The sequence below is a fragment of the Sphingomonas sp. LY54 genome, from assembly GCF_035594035.1.
GTDB lineage: Bacteria > Pseudomonadota > Alphaproteobacteria > Sphingomonadales > Sphingomonadaceae > Allosphingosinicella.
Genome location: NZ_CP141588.1, coordinates 3,090,389 through 3,105,959, shown reverse-complemented (window position 1 = coordinate 3,105,959; position 15,571 = coordinate 3,090,389). Strand labels below are relative to the sequence as shown.

The 15,571-nt window shown below is 67.9% G+C and carries 13 protein-coding genes and 1 tRNA gene; 6 read left to right on the top strand and 8 right to left on the bottom strand.

Translation table 11 applies throughout. The features are described from left to right. Positions 1 to 49: 49 nt before the first annotated feature. Genes SH591_RS15360 through SH591_RS15350 form a run of 3 tightly spaced genes read right to left on the bottom strand, consistent with a single transcriptional unit; the run spans position 50 to position 2,598 of the window. Positions 50 to 451, bottom strand: a complete 402-nt coding sequence (locus SH591_RS15360) for a DUF2497 domain-containing protein (RefSeq protein ID WP_324749840.1) — start codon at positions 449 to 451, stop codon at positions 50 to 52. A 44-nt stretch (positions 452 to 495) separates the two neighbouring features. Next, positions 496 to 1,932 (bottom strand): TolC family outer membrane protein, encoded by a 1,437-nt coding sequence (locus SH591_RS15355; RefSeq protein WP_324749839.1) that lies wholly within the window; start codon positions 1,930 to 1,932, stop codon positions 496 to 498. 15 nt (positions 1,933 to 1,947) lie between these two features. Then, positions 1,948 to 2,598 carry a protein-L-isoaspartate O-methyltransferase family protein gene (locus SH591_RS15350; protein WP_324749838.1) on the bottom strand — a complete coding sequence of 217 codons (651 nt, stop codon included), beginning with the start codon at positions 2,596 to 2,598 and terminating at the stop codon, positions 1,948 to 1,950. A gap of 257 nt (positions 2,599 to 2,855) precedes the next feature. On the opposite strand from SH591_RS15350, the gene SH591_RS15345 reads away from it, so the two are divergent. The 3 genes from SH591_RS15345 to SH591_RS15335 all read left to right on the top strand — a co-directional run bounded on the left by SH591_RS15345 (position 2,856) and on the right by SH591_RS15335 (position 5,473). Next, a complete protein-coding gene (locus SH591_RS15345) occupies positions 2,856 to 3,296 on the top strand; it encodes a Ros/MucR family transcriptional regulator (RefSeq protein WP_324751406.1) in 441 nt (146 codons plus the stop codon). A 104-nt stretch (positions 3,297 to 3,400) separates the two neighbouring features. Further along, positions 3,401 to 3,474: transfer RNA gene (locus SH591_RS15340), tRNA-Cys, on the top strand. A 142-nt stretch (positions 3,475 to 3,616) separates the two neighbouring features. Continuing rightward, positions 3,617 to 5,473 carry a DUF885 domain-containing protein gene (locus tag SH591_RS15335; RefSeq protein WP_324749837.1) on the top strand — a complete coding sequence of 619 codons (1,857 nt, stop codon included), beginning with the start codon at positions 3,617 to 3,619 and terminating at the stop codon, positions 5,471 to 5,473. Between the two features lie 52 nt (positions 5,474 to 5,525). Here the strand turns inward: SH591_RS15335 and SH591_RS15330 are convergent, their stop codons facing one another. The 5 genes from SH591_RS15330 to SH591_RS15310 all read right to left on the bottom strand — a co-directional run bounded on the left by SH591_RS15330 (position 5,526) and on the right by SH591_RS15310 (position 11,306). Beyond that, positions 5,526 to 5,870: a 4-fold beta flower protein gene (locus SH591_RS15330; protein WP_322830065.1), complete on the bottom strand. Its 345-nt coding sequence runs from the start codon at positions 5,868 to 5,870 to the stop codon at positions 5,526 to 5,528. A 182-nt stretch (positions 5,871 to 6,052) separates the two neighbouring features. Further along, the gene (locus SH591_RS15325) at positions 6,053 to 6,514 is read right to left on the bottom strand and encodes a YaiI/YqxD family protein (RefSeq protein ID WP_324749836.1); all 462 of its coding nucleotides are present in this window, start codon (positions 6,512 to 6,514) and stop codon (positions 6,053 to 6,055) included. Between the two features lie 9 nt (positions 6,515 to 6,523). After that, complete coding sequence (locus SH591_RS15320) at positions 6,524 to 8,479, bottom strand: DEAD/DEAH box helicase (RefSeq protein WP_324749835.1); 1,956 nt, start codon at positions 8,477 to 8,479, stop codon at positions 6,524 to 6,526. Between the two features lie 59 nt (positions 8,480 to 8,538). After that, on the bottom strand, positions 8,539 to 9,663 hold the full coding sequence (locus SH591_RS15315; protein WP_324751405.1) for a BaiN/RdsA family NAD(P)/FAD-dependent oxidoreductase: 1,125 nt from the start codon (positions 9,661 to 9,663) through the stop codon (positions 8,539 to 8,541). Between the two features lie 53 nt (positions 9,664 to 9,716). Further along, on the bottom strand, positions 9,717 to 11,306 hold the full coding sequence (locus SH591_RS15310) for a peptide chain release factor 3 (protein ID WP_324749834.1): 1,590 nt from the start codon (positions 11,304 to 11,306) through the stop codon (positions 9,717 to 9,719). Positions 11,307 to 11,621: 315 nt separating this feature from the next. On the opposite strand from SH591_RS15310, the gene SH591_RS15305 reads away from it, so the two are divergent. The 3 genes from SH591_RS15305 (at position 11,622) to SH591_RS15295 (ending at position 15,527) form a co-directional block, all read left to right on the top strand. Beyond that, positions 11,622 to 12,194 carry an outer membrane protein gene (locus tag SH591_RS15305; RefSeq protein WP_324749833.1) on the top strand — a complete coding sequence of 191 codons (573 nt, stop codon included), beginning with the start codon at positions 11,622 to 11,624 and terminating at the stop codon, positions 12,192 to 12,194. 130 nt (positions 12,195 to 12,324) lie between these two features. Further along, entirely contained in the window at positions 12,325 to 14,451 is a 2,127-nt protein-coding gene (locus tag SH591_RS15300) for a malate synthase G (protein ID WP_324749832.1), read from the top strand. Beyond that, entirely contained in the window at positions 14,448 to 15,527 is a 1,080-nt protein-coding gene (locus SH591_RS15295; RefSeq protein ID WP_324749831.1) for a phosphotransferase, read from the top strand. Before SH591_RS15300 ends, SH591_RS15295 begins: the two co-directional genes overlap by 4 nt. Positions 15,528 to 15,571: the final 44 nt, after the last annotated feature.

Genomic DNA, 15,571 nt, shown 5'->3' with positions numbered 1-15,571 from the left:
ACGCGCTTAGCCAAGGCCCGCGGACGGGCCAAGTCTTTCCGGCGGGGGATTAGCGGAAATGCTTGCCGGTGATGCGGGCGATCTCGCGGGTAACGAGTTCCTCGACCATCTCAGGAAGATGCTCGTCTAGCCAGGCCTTGAGCATCGGCCGCAGCATGTCCTTCACGGCGGCTTCGAGCGGGCCATCACCGGCGGCGGCCGGGGCCGGCGCCTCGCCCTGGTTCATCGCGGCGAGCGCCGCCAGCGCCTGGCGGCTGGCCTCGGCCGCGCCGTCGGACATGATGCGGTCCTCGTCCGAGACGGGATCGTTCAGCTCGAGCACATCGTCTTCCGGCGCGATCGGCGGAATCGCTCCCGGCTCGACGCGCGCGCCGCGGCCGCGCGGCGAGGCCATGGCCGCACGGCCATCCTCGGCTATGACGCGCTTGATGGAAGCGAGTATCTCTTCCATCGACGGATCCCGGTTAATATCCCCCATAATGAGGGCCTTATTACCTATTCGTTGGGCGGTGTCACGGGGGTGTTTGCGGGCGGCCCCATCACGGTCCGCGTCGCGACCGGCGCGGGCGTTGCATCGTCCGACCAGTCGGAGGCGCGGCGGCTGACGCGCTTGTAGTTGGCGACCGGATCGTAGAGCGCGCCGCCGTCCAAATTGAGGTCCTCGACCTCGGCCTGGCCCATCGCGTTGAGCAAGGCGAAGCCGGCGACATAGGCGTCGCGGCGGGCGGTGACGAGCAACACCTGGCTGTTCAGCAACTCCTGCTCGGCGTTGAGCACGTCGAGCACGTTGCGCGTGCCGACGCTCTGCTCGGCGCGGGTGCCCTCGAGCGCGAGCTGGTTGGCCGAGACCGCCACCTCGTTCGATTCGATGGAGTCCATCGCCGCCTGGTAGCTGGCGAAGGCGGCGCGGGTCTGGGCAACCACGGAGCGCTCGACCGCGACCCCCTGCTCGAGCAGCTGGCTCTGGAAGGCCTGGGCCTGGCGGACGCGGGCACCGACCAGGCCGCCCTGGTAAAGCGGGATACGCGCCTGGACGCCGAGGCCGGTCTGGGTGGTGCTGTCGGCGGCGCCGACGCCGAACTGCTTGTCGGCGGTGCCGAGATAATCGGTGGCGCGGCCCGAGGCGATCGCCGACACGGTCGGCAGGCGATCGGCACGGGCGATCGAGACGTCGCGGCCGGCGGCGCGGATCTGCGCGGCGATCGAGACGAGGTCGGGATTGTTCTGAAGCGCGATCTCGACCGCCTGGTCGGCGGTGGTCGGGAGCGGCGGCAGCGGCGGCGGCGGCTGCAGTTCGTCGGGCATCGCGCCGATCACGCGCCGGTAATTTTCCTCGCTGGAGATCAGGCGTCCCTCGGCCAGCTCGAGGCTGCTGCGGGCGAGCGCCAGCCGCGCTTCGGACTGGGCGACGTCGGTGCGGGTGAGGTCGCCGACTTCGAACCGGTCGCGGCTCGCCTGGAGGTTGGTGTCGAGCACGCGCACCTGGTTGCGATTGAGCGTGACGATCGAACGGTCGCGGATCACGTCCATATAGGCGCCGACCGCCTCGGTGAAGATGTCGCCCTCGGTGGCGCGCAGGCCGGCGCGGCCGGCGAGCACGCGCTCGTCAGCGGCGCGGATCGAGTTGCGCACCGCTCCGCCGCTGAACAAAGGGTAGCTGACGTCGACCCCGGCATTGAGGTTGCGGCCGTTGCCGCCGCCGGTGCGGGTGAGGTCCTGGTTGATGCCGGCGGTGGCGGACACTTGCGGGCGGCCCAAAGCGCGGGCGATCGCGACGCTCTCGTCGAGCGTCCGGACCTGGGCGCGCTGCCCGGTGATGGTCGGGTTGCTGTTATAGGTCTGGACCAAAGCCTCGCGCAGCGTGTCGGCCTGCGCCACGCCCCCGGTCAGCAATGCCCCCACACAAGCCCCGGCCAGCAAACCTCCCCGCATACGCTACTCCGCCTCTCAGAATGTGAATGCCCGGGGTTTCTGGAACCCCGGGAGAATGGCCGACGCCACGTCGGCGAAGGCCGTCATGCCGAAAGCAGAACCCGAACGGCGGCCGATCGCCAGGCGTTGCACCCCGTCCTCGACCACCGACGCGACCAGGCGCCCGCCGTCGGCGAGCTGCTTGACGATCGCATCGGGCACGAACTCGACCGACCCGTCGATCAGGATGAGATCATAGGGCGCGCCCTTGGCGTGGCCCGCGGAAAGCGGCGCCTCGACGAGCTCCACCGACGTGTTGCCGAGCGCAGCGCGGGCGGCCGCGACGAGCGCAGGATCTTCCTCGACCGCGACGACCGACCCGACCAAGCGGGCCAGGACGGCGGCGGAATAGCCGGTGGCGGCGCCGACCACGAGCGCCTTGTCGTGCGGGCTCGGCTGCGCTTCGGTCAGCAGCCGGCCGGTCGCCATCGCCGAATTGAGGGCGCGGTCGTTGCCGAGCGGCACCAGCGTCTCGGCATAAGCCATCGAAGCGCGATCGGCGGGCACGAAACGCTCGCGCGGCACTTCGCCCATCGCCGCGACGACGCGGGCGTCGCTCACCCCCGTGGTCCGCAGCTGGCTCGCCACCATGGCACGCCGCATCTGGTCGAAATTGTGCTCGGTCATTGGGATCCCTATTCGCATAACTGTCTTAGCGATGCAATACAGCAAAACTGTCTCTGCGGGCTTTTATCCGCAAGGGCCGAAGAGGCCAAGCGGCAACTGCCCCGTACTCGCTCGATAGGGTCGCGATTCAAATACTAACATAAGTTGGTGTAACGACCCCGAAAAAAACTTTATCTTTCACGCCGCTTCAAATTGATTTTCACTCCGGAATGGATGTATCCCCATTACGCCAAGAACAAAATTCGGGGAACGTGGCCATGGACGCACAAGACGAAGACCTTACGCTGCTCACCGCCGATATCGTTTGCGCGCATGTTCGCAACAATGTCGTCGCCGTTAACGATCTTCCCAAGCTGATCAACACGGTCCACGAAACGCTTGTCGGGCTTGGCCGGTCCTCCAAAGAATCGGAAGTCAAGCAGGAACCTGCGGTACCTATCCGTTCTTCGATCAAGCCCGATTACATCGTCTGTCTCGAAGACGGCCGCAAGCTCAAGACGCTGAAGCGCCACTTGATGGTCGACCACAAACTGACGCCGGACCAATATCGCCAGAAATGGGGATTGAAAGCGGACTATCCAATGATGGCCGCCAATTATGCCGAGCGGCGGCGCTCGCTGGCAAAGGAACTCGGCCTCGGCAAGAAGACAGGCGGCGGCCGCAAGCGCCGCACGCCGCGGGCTGCCCCGGCCGCCTGAGGGCGACGCTCACCCCTGGATAGGCGCGCGCCAGCGAACCCGCGCGCCTTTTCCACCAACTCGCTGTTGACACGGAGAGCAAAGCCGCACAAATCCGCGGCCTCGGCCCGATGGCGGAGTGGTTACGCAGAGGACTGCAAATCCTTGCACGCCGGTTCGATTCCGGCTCGGGCCTCCACTTCCTTGAAATTTCGCTCTTGCGGTGGCCGCCAACGGCACACCGTACTTCCCTCGTTTACTCGGCGCGGCGGGCGCATTAGCCCTGCGTCCGACGCACGCCGCCCGGCACGAGGCGGTCGCGACCGGATGAGGAGACTGAAATGGATCGCCGCTCGTTCATGACATCGGCCGGCGCGCTGGCGCTGGGCGCCACGCTTCCCGGCTGCACGACCGCCGGCGGCGACAGCGCCGCCCTCACCCCAACCGCCACCGGCGGCAGCGAGGACCAGCGGTTGCGGACCATGCTCGACCGCTTCTTCTACGCCCGGCTGGAGGACAATCCCGAGCAAGCGACCGGCCTCGGCCTCGACAAGGGCGAGCGCGCCCACCTCCGCAGCAAGCTCGACGATTACAGCGCGGCCGGCCAGGCGAAGGATCTGGCGCGGGCCAAGGCCGAGCTCGCCGAACTGCGCCAGGTCGACCGGGCCCGCCTCTCCGAGGCCGCCGGGCTCGATTATGACGTCGTCGAATATGGCCTGCTCAACCGCATCCAGGCCAGCGAGCGCTTCACCTACGGCTCTGCCGGCGGCCGCTTCGCGCCCTATGTCCTGAGCCAGCTCACCGGGCCCTATCGCGGCATCCCCGATTTCCTCGACACCCAGCACAGCATCGAGAATCGGGCCGACGCCGAAAGCTACGTGGCGCGCGTCGCCCAGTTCCCGCGCGCGCTCGACGAGAGCCTCGAGCGGCAGAAGCAGGATGCCGCGGGCGGGGTCTTCGCGCCCGACTACATCCTCGACACGACGCTGAAGCAGCTCCGCTCGCTGCGCGACCAGCCGGCCGCGAACACGCTGCTCGTGGCCTCGCTCGCCCGCCGCGCCAAGGCGGCCGGGCTCGGCGACGCCTATGCCGCGCAGGCCGAGAAGATCGTCGCCAGCGAGGTCTTCCCCGCGCTCGACCGCCACATCGCCACCGTCACCGAACTGCGCGGACGCGCGACGCACGATGCCGGCGTATGGCGCCTGCCCGACGGCGAGGCTTATTATGCCGGCGCGCTCAAGGCCGCGACCACGACCAACATGGCGCCCGACGACGTCCACCGGCTCGGGCTGGAGCAGGTTGCCGAGCTCGAGGCCAGGCTCGATCCGATCCTGCGCGGCCACGGCCTCACCCAGGGCACGGCCGGCGAGCGACTCGCCCAGCTCAACAAGGAGCCGTCGCAGCTCTATCCCAATACCGACGAAGGCCGCGCCGCCCTGCTCGCCGAACTCAACCGCCACATCGAGCGGATGGACGCGCGCCTGCCCGAGGCGTTCGCAACCCTGCCCAAGGCCGAGGTGGAAGTGCGCCGCGTGCCGCCGCTCATCCAGGCGGGCGCGCCGGGCGGCTATTATGACAGCGCGCCGCTCGATGGCTCGCGCCCGGCCATTTACTACATCAACCTGCGCGACACGTTCGATCGTCCCAAATTCGGCCTCGCCACCCTCACCTTCCACGAGGCGACTCCGGGCCACCATCTCCAGGTCAGCCTCGCCCAGGAATCGGAGGACATCCCGCTGATCCGCCGCCTCGGCGGCTATTCGGCTTATTCGGAGGGCTGGGCGCTCTATGCCGAGCAGCTCGCCGACGAGATGGGCCTCTATGAAGGCGATCCGCTCGGCCGCGCCGGGATGCTGCAATCCTATCTGTTCCGCGCGACCCGGCTGGTCGTCGATTCCGGCCTCCACTCCAAGCGCTGGAGCCGCGAGCAGGCGACCGACTATTTCATCAAGACGACCGGCATCGCCCGCGGCCGCAGCCAGGGCGAGATCGACCGATACACGGTCTGGCCCGGCCAGGCGACCGGCTACAAGGTCGGCCACATCATGTGGGACAGGCTGCGCCGCGAGGCCAAGGCGCGGCTCGGCGCGCGCTTCGACCTCAGGGATTTCCACCAGGTGCTGCTGCAGGGCGCGGTGCCGCTAACGATCCTGGAGAAACTGGTCAACCAGCGCATCGCGCAGCGGCTGCGCGGCTGACGCGAAAAAAAGGGCGCGGCGGCCAGGGGGGAGCGGCCGCCGCGCAGCTCGACTATTCGGCGGCGATCGCCATCGTTTCGTCGAGCAAGAGGTGATCGCCCTCGTAAAGGCGATGAAACACGTCCGGATAACCGTAATTGACCAGGCCGCGGCGCTGGAAGCCGGCGCCCGGGCTCGGAATGGACGGCGGCGGCGCGATCGCCTGGATCGGCCGCACCGGCGGCGCCGGCTTGTCGACCACGCTGTCCTTGAACAGCTCGCCGACATAGGAGCCGTCGAGCCGGTAGACGTGGGTGCCGAGGATACGGCCCAGCGGCCGGCCCTCGAGATCGTGGATGAAGTTGCTGAAACGGAAACCGACGGGATGGCCGTCGGTCTGATAAATATACATCGCCATGATGTGCCCCTTACTCGCTCCGTCAACCGAAACTGTGGTTAACGACGAAGCCAGAAAGTGGTCCGGCGGCTGTACGCCAGATGAACGAACGGGACGCTGTCGTTCGACGAGGCTAAGCGGCAGGACCAGTCGCCCGATAGCGAAGCCGAACGGTTCGTCGCAGCGCCGAAAGTGGCGGAAAATCAGGGGCGGGCGAGCCGCCCGAGCGCTTCGTCGAGGGCCGACAGGAAGCGCGAACGGTCGGTCTTGGCGAATGGCGCGGGCCCGCCGGCGAGCGGGTTCCCCATCCCGGCGCGCAGGTCGGCCATGATCGCGCGGGTGGCGACGGCGGCGCCGATCGAATTGGCTGTGAACGGCTTGCCGTTTGGCCCCAGCACCGTCGCGCCGGCCTTGATGCAGCGATCGGCGAGCAGGATGTCCGCCGTGACGACGACGCACTTGGCGTCGGCGGCCTCGGCGATCCAGTCGTCGGCCGCATCGAAGCCGTCGCTGACCACGACCCGCGCGATCAGCGGATGGTCGGGCACGCGCAGATGGGCGTTGCTGACGATCGTGACCGGCACCTCCCGGCGGAAGGCGACCTTGTAGATCTCCTCCTTCACCGGACAGGCGTCGGCATCGACGAGGATCCGCGGGACGCTCACCGCCGGGGTTTACCGGTCCCGGTTCGGCTTGGCCCGATAAGGCGGCTTGCCGCCGCGGGGCGAAGTCGGACGGTCGCCGCGCGGGCCCGCAGGACGATCGCCGCGGGGCTCGAACGGACGGTCTCCGCGGGGCGCCGACGGACTGCGCGGGCCCAGGGGACGATCCCCACGGGCCTCGAACGGACGGTCGCCACGCGGCGCCGACGGCCGCTCGGTGCGCGGGCCCAGGGGGCGATCGCCGCGCGGAGCGGACGGACGGTCTCCACGCGGACCGGTCGGGCGGTCGCCGCGCGGCGGGAACGGACGATCACCCTGCGAAGGGCCGGTGCGGCGGTTGGCGCGCGCCTCCTCGCGGGGCTTGCCCTGGAACGGCTCGATGCGGACGCCGCCCTCGCCTTCGGGGTCGCCGCCTTCGGTGCGCTTCAGCGCGTCCGCGAACTTGCCGGCAATGGCGCGCGGGATCTCGAACATCGTCTCGCCCGCGGCAATGCGGATCGCGCCGATCTCGTTCTTGGTGATGTGGCCGCGGCGGCACAGCAAAGGCAGGATCCAGCGCGGATCGGCATTCTGGCGGCGGCCGATGTCCATGCGGAACCAGACCGTGTCCTCGAAGCCGGGGCGCGGCCCCATGTCGCGCTGCGGACGCTCGCTTCCGCCCTGGTCGAGCAGTTCCTCGGGCGCGGGCATCTTGGCGCGATGCGCCTGCACGAGCGCGGCTGCCAGCTCCTCGGGCGAACGCTCGGCGAGCAGGCGCTGCGCGATCTCGCGATCCTCCTCGTCGATCTCGATCGGCTCGAGCAGAGTCGTGAGCAGCCGCTCGCGATCGTTCTTGCGGATGTCGTCCGAAGTCGGCGCCGGCACCCATTCGGCCGGGATCTTGGCGCCGCGCAGCATCATGTCGACGCGCTTGCGGCGCGGATAGGGCACCAGCAGCACGGCCGTGCCCTTCTTGCCGGCGCGGCCGGTGCGGCCCGAACGGTGCTGCAGCGTCTCGGCGTCGCGCGGCAGCTCGACGTGGACGACGAGGCTCAAGGTCGGCAGATCGATGCCGCGGGCGGCGACGTCGGTGGCGACGCAGACGCGGGCGCGGCGGTCGCGCAAGGCCTGCAACGCCGCGTTGCGCTCGTTCTGGCTGTGCTCCCCGGACAGGGCCACCGCTGCGAAGCCGCGCTCTATCAGGCTGGCGTGGAGCCTACGCACATTGTCGCGCGTCGCGCAGAACAGCATCGCCGTCTCCGCCTCGTAGAGGCGGAGCAGGTTGACGACCGCATTCTCGATATCGGCAGGGGCGACCGCGATCGCCTGGTAGCTGATGTCGCCATGGCCGCGATCCTCGCCGACGGTCGAGATGCGCAAAGCGTCGCGCTGGTAGCGCTTGGCGAGGGCGACGATCGGCTTGGGCATGGTGGCCGAGAACAAGAGCGTGCGGCGCTCGGCCGGAGTCGCGTCGAGTATCTCTTCGAGGTCCTCGCGGAAGCCCATGTCGAGCATCTCGTCCGCCTCGTCGAGGACGACGGCGCGGAGGTTGCGAAGGTCGAGCGCGCCGCGCTCGAGATGGTCGCGCAGGCGGCCCGGCGTGCCGACCACGATATGCGCGCCCTGGGCGAGGTTGCGGCGCTCCTTGGAGGCGTCCATGCCGCCGACGCAGGTGGCGATGCGGGCGCCGGCCTTGCCGTAGAGCCAGATCAGCTCGCGGCTGACCTGCAGCGCCAGCTCGCGCGTCGGCGCGATGATCAGCGCCAGCGGCTCGCGGACATAGGCCGCCTCGCCGTTCGGCTCGATGAGCTGCGGCGCCATGGCGAGGCCGAAGGCCACGGTCTTGCCTGAACCGGTCTGGGCGGAGACGACGAGGTCGCGGCCTTCGGCTTCGGGTTCGAGGACGGCGGCCTGGACCGGAGTCGGGGCCTCATAGCCGCGGGCGGCGAGAGCCTCCTGAAGCTGCGCGGGAAGATTCGAGAATGGCATGCTGTTCCAATTGGGTCGTGCCGCCGTAAGCGACAAGGGTAAAAAAGGTGGTTTTGAGCCTAGAGGACTTGGCCGGCGGCCCAGCCGCTCGCCCATGCCCACTGAAAATTATAGCCGCCGAGCCACCCGGTGACGTCGACCGCTTCGCCGACCGCATACAGTCCCGGAACGCTTTTGGCTTGCATTGTTTGCGAAGACAGGCCGTCGGTGCTGATTCCGCCGGCCGTGACCTCGGCCTTGGCGAAGCCTTCGGTGCCGTTCGGGTTGAACTGCCAGTCGGCAAGACGGCGGCCCGCCTCGTCCAGCTTGCGGTCGGGTAGATTGGCAAGCTCGCCCCACAAGCCGATCTTCTTTGCCAGGGTTTCGGCGAGTCGGACGGGGAGCTGCTCGCCGAGCAAGGTATGGAAATGCGTGCGCGGCCGCTCGCGCTTGGCCGTGACCGCCCAGTCCGGCTCCTGCGACGGCAGGAAGTCGATGCCGACCGGCTGGCCATGGCGCCAGTAAGAGGAGATTTGCAGGATCGCCGGGCCGGAAAGCCCCTTGTGGGTAAACAAGGCCGCCTCGCGGAAGCGCGTCTTGCCCGCTTTGGCGACGATTTCGGTCGCCACTCCGGAAAGATCGCGGAACAGCACTTCGTCGCCGCCCAGGGTCAGCGGCACCAATGCCGGGCGCGGCTCGACGACCTTCAGCCCGAACTGGCGGGCAAGATCGTAAGCAAAGCCGGTCGCGCCCATCTTGGGGATCGAAGGCCCGCCGGTCGCGATCACAAGAGCCGGCGCCGACGCTGCCGCATCACCATGGCGCACCGTGAAGCAGCCGTCGGCATGCGTAACGTCGCGGACCGGGCTGCCCAAGGCGATCCGCACCGCGCCCTTGGCGCATTCCTCCATCAGCATATGGACGATCTGCCGCGCCGAGCCGTCGCAAAAGAGCTGCCCCAGCGTCTTTTCGTGCCAGGCGATGCGGTGGCGGTCGACGAGATCGATGAAATCCTGCGCGGTGTAGCGGCGCAGCGCCGATTTCATGAAATGCGGGTTGGCCGAGATGTAGCGGTCCGGCGCGGTGTGGACGTTGGTGAAGTTGCAGCGGCCGCCGCCCGAGATCAGGATCTTCTTGCCGGCCTGGTCGGAATGGTCGACGAGCAGCACCCGCCGTCCCCTTTGTCCGGCGACGGCAGCGCACATCAGCCCGGCGCCGCCGGCGCCGAGGACGATCGCGTCATATTGGAGCGGCTGGCTCAGCTGCGTTCCTTCGTCGCGGTGAAGCGGACACCCGGGTTGCGCTGCTCGTGGAAGCTCAGCTCCCACAAATCCTTGGCCATGAATACCGGTGCGCCGTCGCGGTCGGTCGCGACCGCGCTCTTGTGCCCGTCGACGAACGCCTTCAAATCGGCCGGATTGTCGGCCGAGATCCAGCGCGCCGTGTCCCAGGGCGAAGGCTCGAAGCGCGCGTCGACCTTATATTCGACCTCAAGCCGCGAGATCAGCACCTCGAGCTGGAGCTGGCCGACCACGCCGACGATCCAGTTGGCGCCGATCGAGGGGTAGAAGACCTGGGTCACCCCCTCCTCCGCCATGTCGTCGAGCGCCTTCCTGAGCTGCTTGGTCTTGGTCGGATCGCCGAGCACGACGCGCCGCAAGATTTCGGGTGCGAAATTGGGCAGGCCGGTGAAGCTGATCGACGCGTCCTCGGTCAGCGTGTCGCCTACGCGCAAAGTGCCGTGGTTCGGAATGCCGATGATGTCGCCCGGAAAGGCCTCGTCCGCCAGCTCGCGATTCTGGGCGAAAAACAGGATCGGGCTGTGCACCGCGATCGCCTTGCCGGTCGACGGCTGGAGCAATTTCATGCCCCGCTTGAAGCGGCCCGAGCAGAGCCGCATGAACGCGACGCGGTCGCGATGCTGCGGGTTCATGTTGGCCTGCACCTTGAAGATAAAGCCCGAGACCGCGTCATGATCGGGGTCGACCGGGCCGGCCGTGGTCGGCTGCGGCAGCGGCGACGGCGCATGCTCGCCTAGCGCCGCGATCAGTTCGGCGACCCCGAATTCCTTCAGCGCCGACCCGAAATAGACCGGGGTGAGGTCGCCGGCGAGATAGGCGGCGGAATCGAACGTCGGATAAGCGGCGACGGCGAGCGAGGCTTCCTCGCGCAGCTTAGCGAGGCCGTCGGGCGAGACGGTCTCGGCCAGCTTGGGATCGTCCATTCCGGAGAAAGCCACCGTGTCGCCCTCGAAATGGCCGCTGTCCTCCTTCGACGGCCGATGCAGGCGATCGTGGACGAGGTCGTAGACGCCCTCGAACTCCCCGCCCATGCCCACCGGCCAGCTCATCGGCGCAACGTCGAGCGCGAGCACGTCGGCAATCTCGTCGAGCAGTTCGAACGGCGGCCTGCCCTCGCGATCGACCTTGTTGACGAAGGTGATGATCGGCACGTTGCGAAGGCGGCAGACCTCGAACAATTTGCGCGTCTGCGTCTCGATGCCGCGCGCGGCGTCGATCACCATCACCGCGGAATCGACCGCGGTCAGCGTGCGGTACGTGTCCTCGGAGAAATCCTCGTGGCCCGGCGTGTCGAGCAGATTGTAGGTCACGCTTTTGTGCTCGAACGTCATCACCGAGCTGGTGACCGAGATGCCGCGCTGCTGTTCGATCTTCATCCAGTCCGAGCGTGCGCGGCGGTTCGCGCCGCGCGCCTTGACCTCGCCGGCGAGATGGATCGCGCCGCCGAACAGCAGCAGCTTCTCGGTCAGCGTCGTCTTGCCGGCGTCCGGATGGGAGATGATGGCAAAGGTGCGCCGGTCGGGACGGCCGGTCGGTCGGTTCAGCATGCGGGGATCCGTGGATAAGCGTTCCGCGGGCCCATAGCAAAGCCCGGCCGGAAAGGCGAGGCGGTGGCACTACGGAGCGCTAAGGTGCTGCGAAAGCGGGCTTTCACACGCTGGAGGCGTTACAATTCAACTTTTTCGGTAGAGATTGTGGCAGACACCTAACCAATTGGTTTCAAGGGTGTTTCAGGCGAAAACCGGCTTAGGTGTATTAGTCATATGCCACAATCCACAGGCGCGCTGTCACATCACCGCCACATTTCCCCACTCAATCCGGTCTCGCTTCTCCTGAGAGAGAACCACAGAAAGGGATTTTAAATGAAGCGCATCGCTCTCGCCGCCGTTGCGGCCACCGTCATCGCAGCCCCGGCTTTCGCCGCACCGTCGGGTCCGCGCATCGAAGGCATCGTCGGCTACGACCACGCCCAGGTCGATTTCACCGACATCGGCGGCTCGGATGAGGACGCCGGCGGCGTCGTCTACGGCGTCGGCATCGGTTACGACTTCGCGGTCGGCGCCAACGGCGCTTTCGGCATCGACGCCGAGATCACCGACTCCACCGCTGACCTCGAGTTCGTCGACGGCACCGACAGCGCCAAGATCGCCGTCAACCGCGACCTCTATGTCGGTGGCCGCTACACCGCCGCCGTCAACGACAAGGTGAACCTCTACGCCAAGCTCGGCTACACCAACGCCCGCATCAAGGGCTCGGTGACCACCGGCGGCACCACCGTCAGCGACTCCGCCAATGCGGACGGCGTTCGCGCCGGCCTCGGCGCGCAGTTCGCCATCGGCCCGAACTCGTTCGTGGGCACCGAGTATCGCTACTCGAACTACGAGGGTGACTTCTCGCGTCACCAGGCAGTCGCCACGTTCGGCTTCCGCTTCTAAGAGGCTTTTCGCCCCTTCAGAAGAATTGGGGAGGGAGCGCCTGGCGCTTCCTCCCTTTTTCTATGCCCTATTGATGCGGCGGCGCGGCTCGAACATAGCGGAGCCCGCACGCACCGATAGGGGACCAGCCTTGCCGCGCTACGAGCTGATTTCGGGACTGGAAGTCGATCCGGCCTTCAAGGCCTTCATCGAGAACGAGGCCCTCCCCGGAACCGGCCTTGCGGCGAGGGACTTCTGGTTCGGCCTGTCCGGCCTGCTGCGCGACCTCACCCCCGAGAACCGCCGCCTGCTGCGCCGGCGCGAGACCCTGCAAGCGGCGATCGACGCCCGCAACGCCGCGCTCGACGGACGCGCACCCGACCCGGCCGAGGAGGAAGCTTTCCTGCGCGAGATCGGCTATCTGGTCGATCCCCCTGCCTCATTCACGATCGCCACCGACGGCGTCGATCCGGAGATCGACGCGATTGCCGGTCCGCAACTCGTCGTTCCGGTCAACAACGCCCGCTATGCGCTGAACGCCGTCAACGCCCGCTGGGGCAGCCTCTATGACGCGCTCTACGGCACCGACGCGCTCGGCGACCTGCCCAAAAGCGGCGGCTATGATGCCGAACGCGGCGCGCGCGTTGTGGCATGGGGCCGCGACTTTCTCGACGAGATCGCGCCGCTAACCGGCGGCAGCCATGCCGACGTCACCTCCTACGGGATCGAGCATGGCGCGCTGGCGACCGACCGCGGCGGCCTCGCTGATCCGTCGCTGCTCGCCGGCTGGCGCGAAGGCGCGGTCCTGCTCCGCCACCACAACCTCTATGTCGAGTTGCTGATCGACGCCGCCCACCCGATCGGCCGGCCCGACAAAGCCGGAGTGGCCGACATCCGGCTCGAAAGCGCGATCACGGCGATCATGGATTGCGAGGATTCGGTCGCCGCGGTCGATGCCGAGGAGAAGATCGGCGCCTATCGCAACTGGCTCGGGCTGATGCGCGGCGATCTCTCCGCCCGCTTCGACAAAGGCGGCCGCACCGTCGAGCGCCGCGCCGAACCCGACCGGACCTACGAAACCGCCGACGGCCCGCTCGCCGTGCGCGGCCGGTCTCTGCTGTTCGTCCGCAATGTCGGCCACCTGATGACCAATCCGATGATGCGGATCGACGGCGAGGAAGTGTTCGAAGGCCTGGTCGACGCCGCCGTCACGTCGCTGATCGGCCTCCACGACATATACGGCGCGCGCGCCAATAGCCCCGCCGGGTCGATCTACATCGTCAAACCCAAGATGCACGGGCCCGAGGAGGCCGGCTTCGCCAAGCGCCTGTTCGACCGCGTCGAGGACCTGCTCGGCCTGCCCCGCAACACGGTCAAGATCGGCGTGATGGACGAGGAGAGACGCACCAGCGTCAATCTCGCCGCCGTCATCCACGCGGTGAAGGACCGGGTCGTCTTCATCAACACCGGCTTCCTCGACCGCACCGGCGACGAGATCCACACGTCGATGAAATTGGGGCCCATGGTCCGCAAGGGCGAGATGAAAGCGGCGCGCTGGCTGCAGGCCTATGAGGACAACAATGTCGATGTCGGCCTCGCCTGCGGCTTCGCCGGGCGCGCCCAGATCGGCAAGGGCATGTGGGCGATCCCCGACCGGATGGCCGACATGCTCGCGCAGAAGGCCGCGCACCCGAAGAGCGGCGCCACCACCGCCTGGGTCCCCTCCCCGACCGCCGCGACATTGCACGCCCTCCATTACCACCAGGTCGACGTCGCCGAGCGCCAGCGCGAGATCGCCGGCCGCACCCCGGCGCGACTCCACGACATCTTGACGATCCCGGTCGCCGAAGGCCGCAACTGGTCGGCCGACGAAGTGCGCGAGGAGCTCGACAACAACGTCCAGGGCATACTCGGCTATGTCGTCCGCTGGATCGACCAGGGCGTCGGCTGCTCGAAGGTGCCCGACATCCACGATATCGGCCTGATGGAGGACCGCGCGACCTGCCGCATCTCCAGCCAGCATGTCGCCAACTGGCTGCGCCACGGCGTGGTTTCCCGCGACCAGGTCCAGGCCGCGCTGGAGCGGATGGCGGCCGTGGTCGACCGCCAGAATGAAGGCGATCCCTTGTACCGGCCGATGGCGCCCGATTTCGCGGCCAGCACCGCCTTCCGCGCCGCCGCGGCTTTGGTCTTCGAGGGCGAGACGCAGCCGTCCGGCTACACCGAGCCCCTGCTCCACGCCCACCGGCTCGCGCTGAAGGAGACCGAAGAAGGATGAGCCGCAGCAGCGACAATAGCGGCACGCGCGAAGTCCGCGAGGCGCACCGCTTCGACGTCGCGGCGCTTGCGGCCTGGATGGAGCACGCGGTCGACGGCTTCGCCGGACCGCTCGCGGTCGAGCAGTTCAAGGGCGGCCAGTCCAACCCAACCTACAAGCTCGTGACGCCCGCCCGCAGCTATGTCCTGCGCCGCAAGCCCCCCGGCAAGCTCCTCCCCGGCGCGCACGCCGTCGACCGCGAATATCGCGTCATCACCGCGCTTGGGGCAGCCGGCTTCCCGGTCGCGCGCAGCTACGGCCTGTGCGAGGACGAGGCCGTGATCAGCACGCCCTTCTATGTGATGGAGATGGTCGAGGGCCGGATCTTCTGGGAGCCGAGCTTCCCCGAGGTGAGCGACGCCGAGCGCCCCGCTTATTTCGACGCGATGAACGCCACGATCGCGCAGCTCCACAGCCTCGATCCCGAAGCGCTCGGCCTTGGCGATTACGGCAAGCCCGGCAACTATTTCGAGCGCCAGATCGGCCGCTGGTCGAAGCAATATCTCGGCGACGTCGAGGCGGGGCGCGTGCCGGCGATGGACCGGCTGGTCGAATGGCTGCCGCAGAACATCCCCGCCGACGAAGAGGTCGCGCGGATCATCCACGGCGACTTCCGCTGCGACAATATGATCTTCCACCCGACCGAGCCCAGGGTGTTGGCGGTGCTCGATTGGGAATTGTCGACGCTCGGCCATCCCCTCGCCGATTTCGCTTACCACCTGATGGTCTATCGGATGCCCGCCAGCATGACGACCGGGCTGGCCGGCGTGGACCTTCGCGCGCTCAACATCCCCTCCGAGGCGGACTATGTCGCGGCCTATTGCCGCCGCACCGGGCGCGAGGGCATCCCGCACCTCGATTTCTACATCGCCTTCAACATGTTCCGCCTCGCTGCGATCCTGCACGGCATCAAGGGCCGGATCGCCCGCGGAACCGCCGCCTCGGCCCATGCCGACCGGATGGCCGCGGGGCTGGAGCCGCTCGCCGATCTCGCCTGGGCCCAGGCGCGCAAGGCCGGCGCCGCCGGCATACCGTAGACTCCGCAGGCGAAAGCACTAAGCTCCGTCGCTCTTGGCCGCTT

Excerpts from the sequence above, each read along its gene's own strand:
- SH591_RS15310 (WP_324749834.1), bottom strand. The coding sequence starts at position 11,306 with ATGCTGAACCGACCGACCGGCCGTCCCGACCGGCGCACCTTTGCCATC.
- SH591_RS15295 (WP_324749831.1), top strand. The coding sequence starts at position 14,448 with ATGAGCCGCAGCAGCGACAATAGCGGCACGCGCGAAGTCCGCGAGGCG.
- SH591_RS15345 (WP_324751406.1), top strand. The coding sequence starts at position 2,856 with ATGGACGCACAAGACGAAGACCTTACGCTGCTCACCGCCGATATCGTT.
- SH591_RS15350 (WP_324749838.1), bottom strand. The coding sequence starts at position 2,598 with ATGACCGAGCACAATTTCGACCAGATGCGGCGTGCCATGGTGGCGAGC.
- SH591_RS15305 (WP_324749833.1), top strand. The coding sequence starts at position 11,622 with ATGAAGCGCATCGCTCTCGCCGCCGTTGCGGCCACCGTCATCGCAGCC.
- SH591_RS15355 (WP_324749839.1), bottom strand. The coding sequence starts at position 1,932 with ATGCGGGGAGGTTTGCTGGCCGGGGCTTGTGTGGGGGCATTGCTGACC.
- SH591_RS15315 (WP_324751405.1), bottom strand. The coding sequence starts at position 9,663 with ATGTGCGCTGCCGTCGCCGGACAAAGGGGACGGCGGGTGCTGCTCGTC.
- SH591_RS15330 (WP_322830065.1), bottom strand. The coding sequence starts at position 5,870 with ATGGCGATGTATATTTATCAGACCGACGGCCATCCCGTCGGTTTCCGT.
- SH591_RS15320 (WP_324749835.1), bottom strand. The coding sequence starts at position 8,479 with ATGCCATTCTCGAATCTTCCCGCGCAGCTTCAGGAGGCTCTCGCCGCC.
- SH591_RS15335 (WP_324749837.1), top strand. The coding sequence starts at position 3,617 with ATGGATCGCCGCTCGTTCATGACATCGGCCGGCGCGCTGGCGCTGGGC.
- SH591_RS15360 (WP_324749840.1), bottom strand. The coding sequence starts at position 451 with ATGGAAGAGATACTCGCTTCCATCAAGCGCGTCATAGCCGAGGATGGC.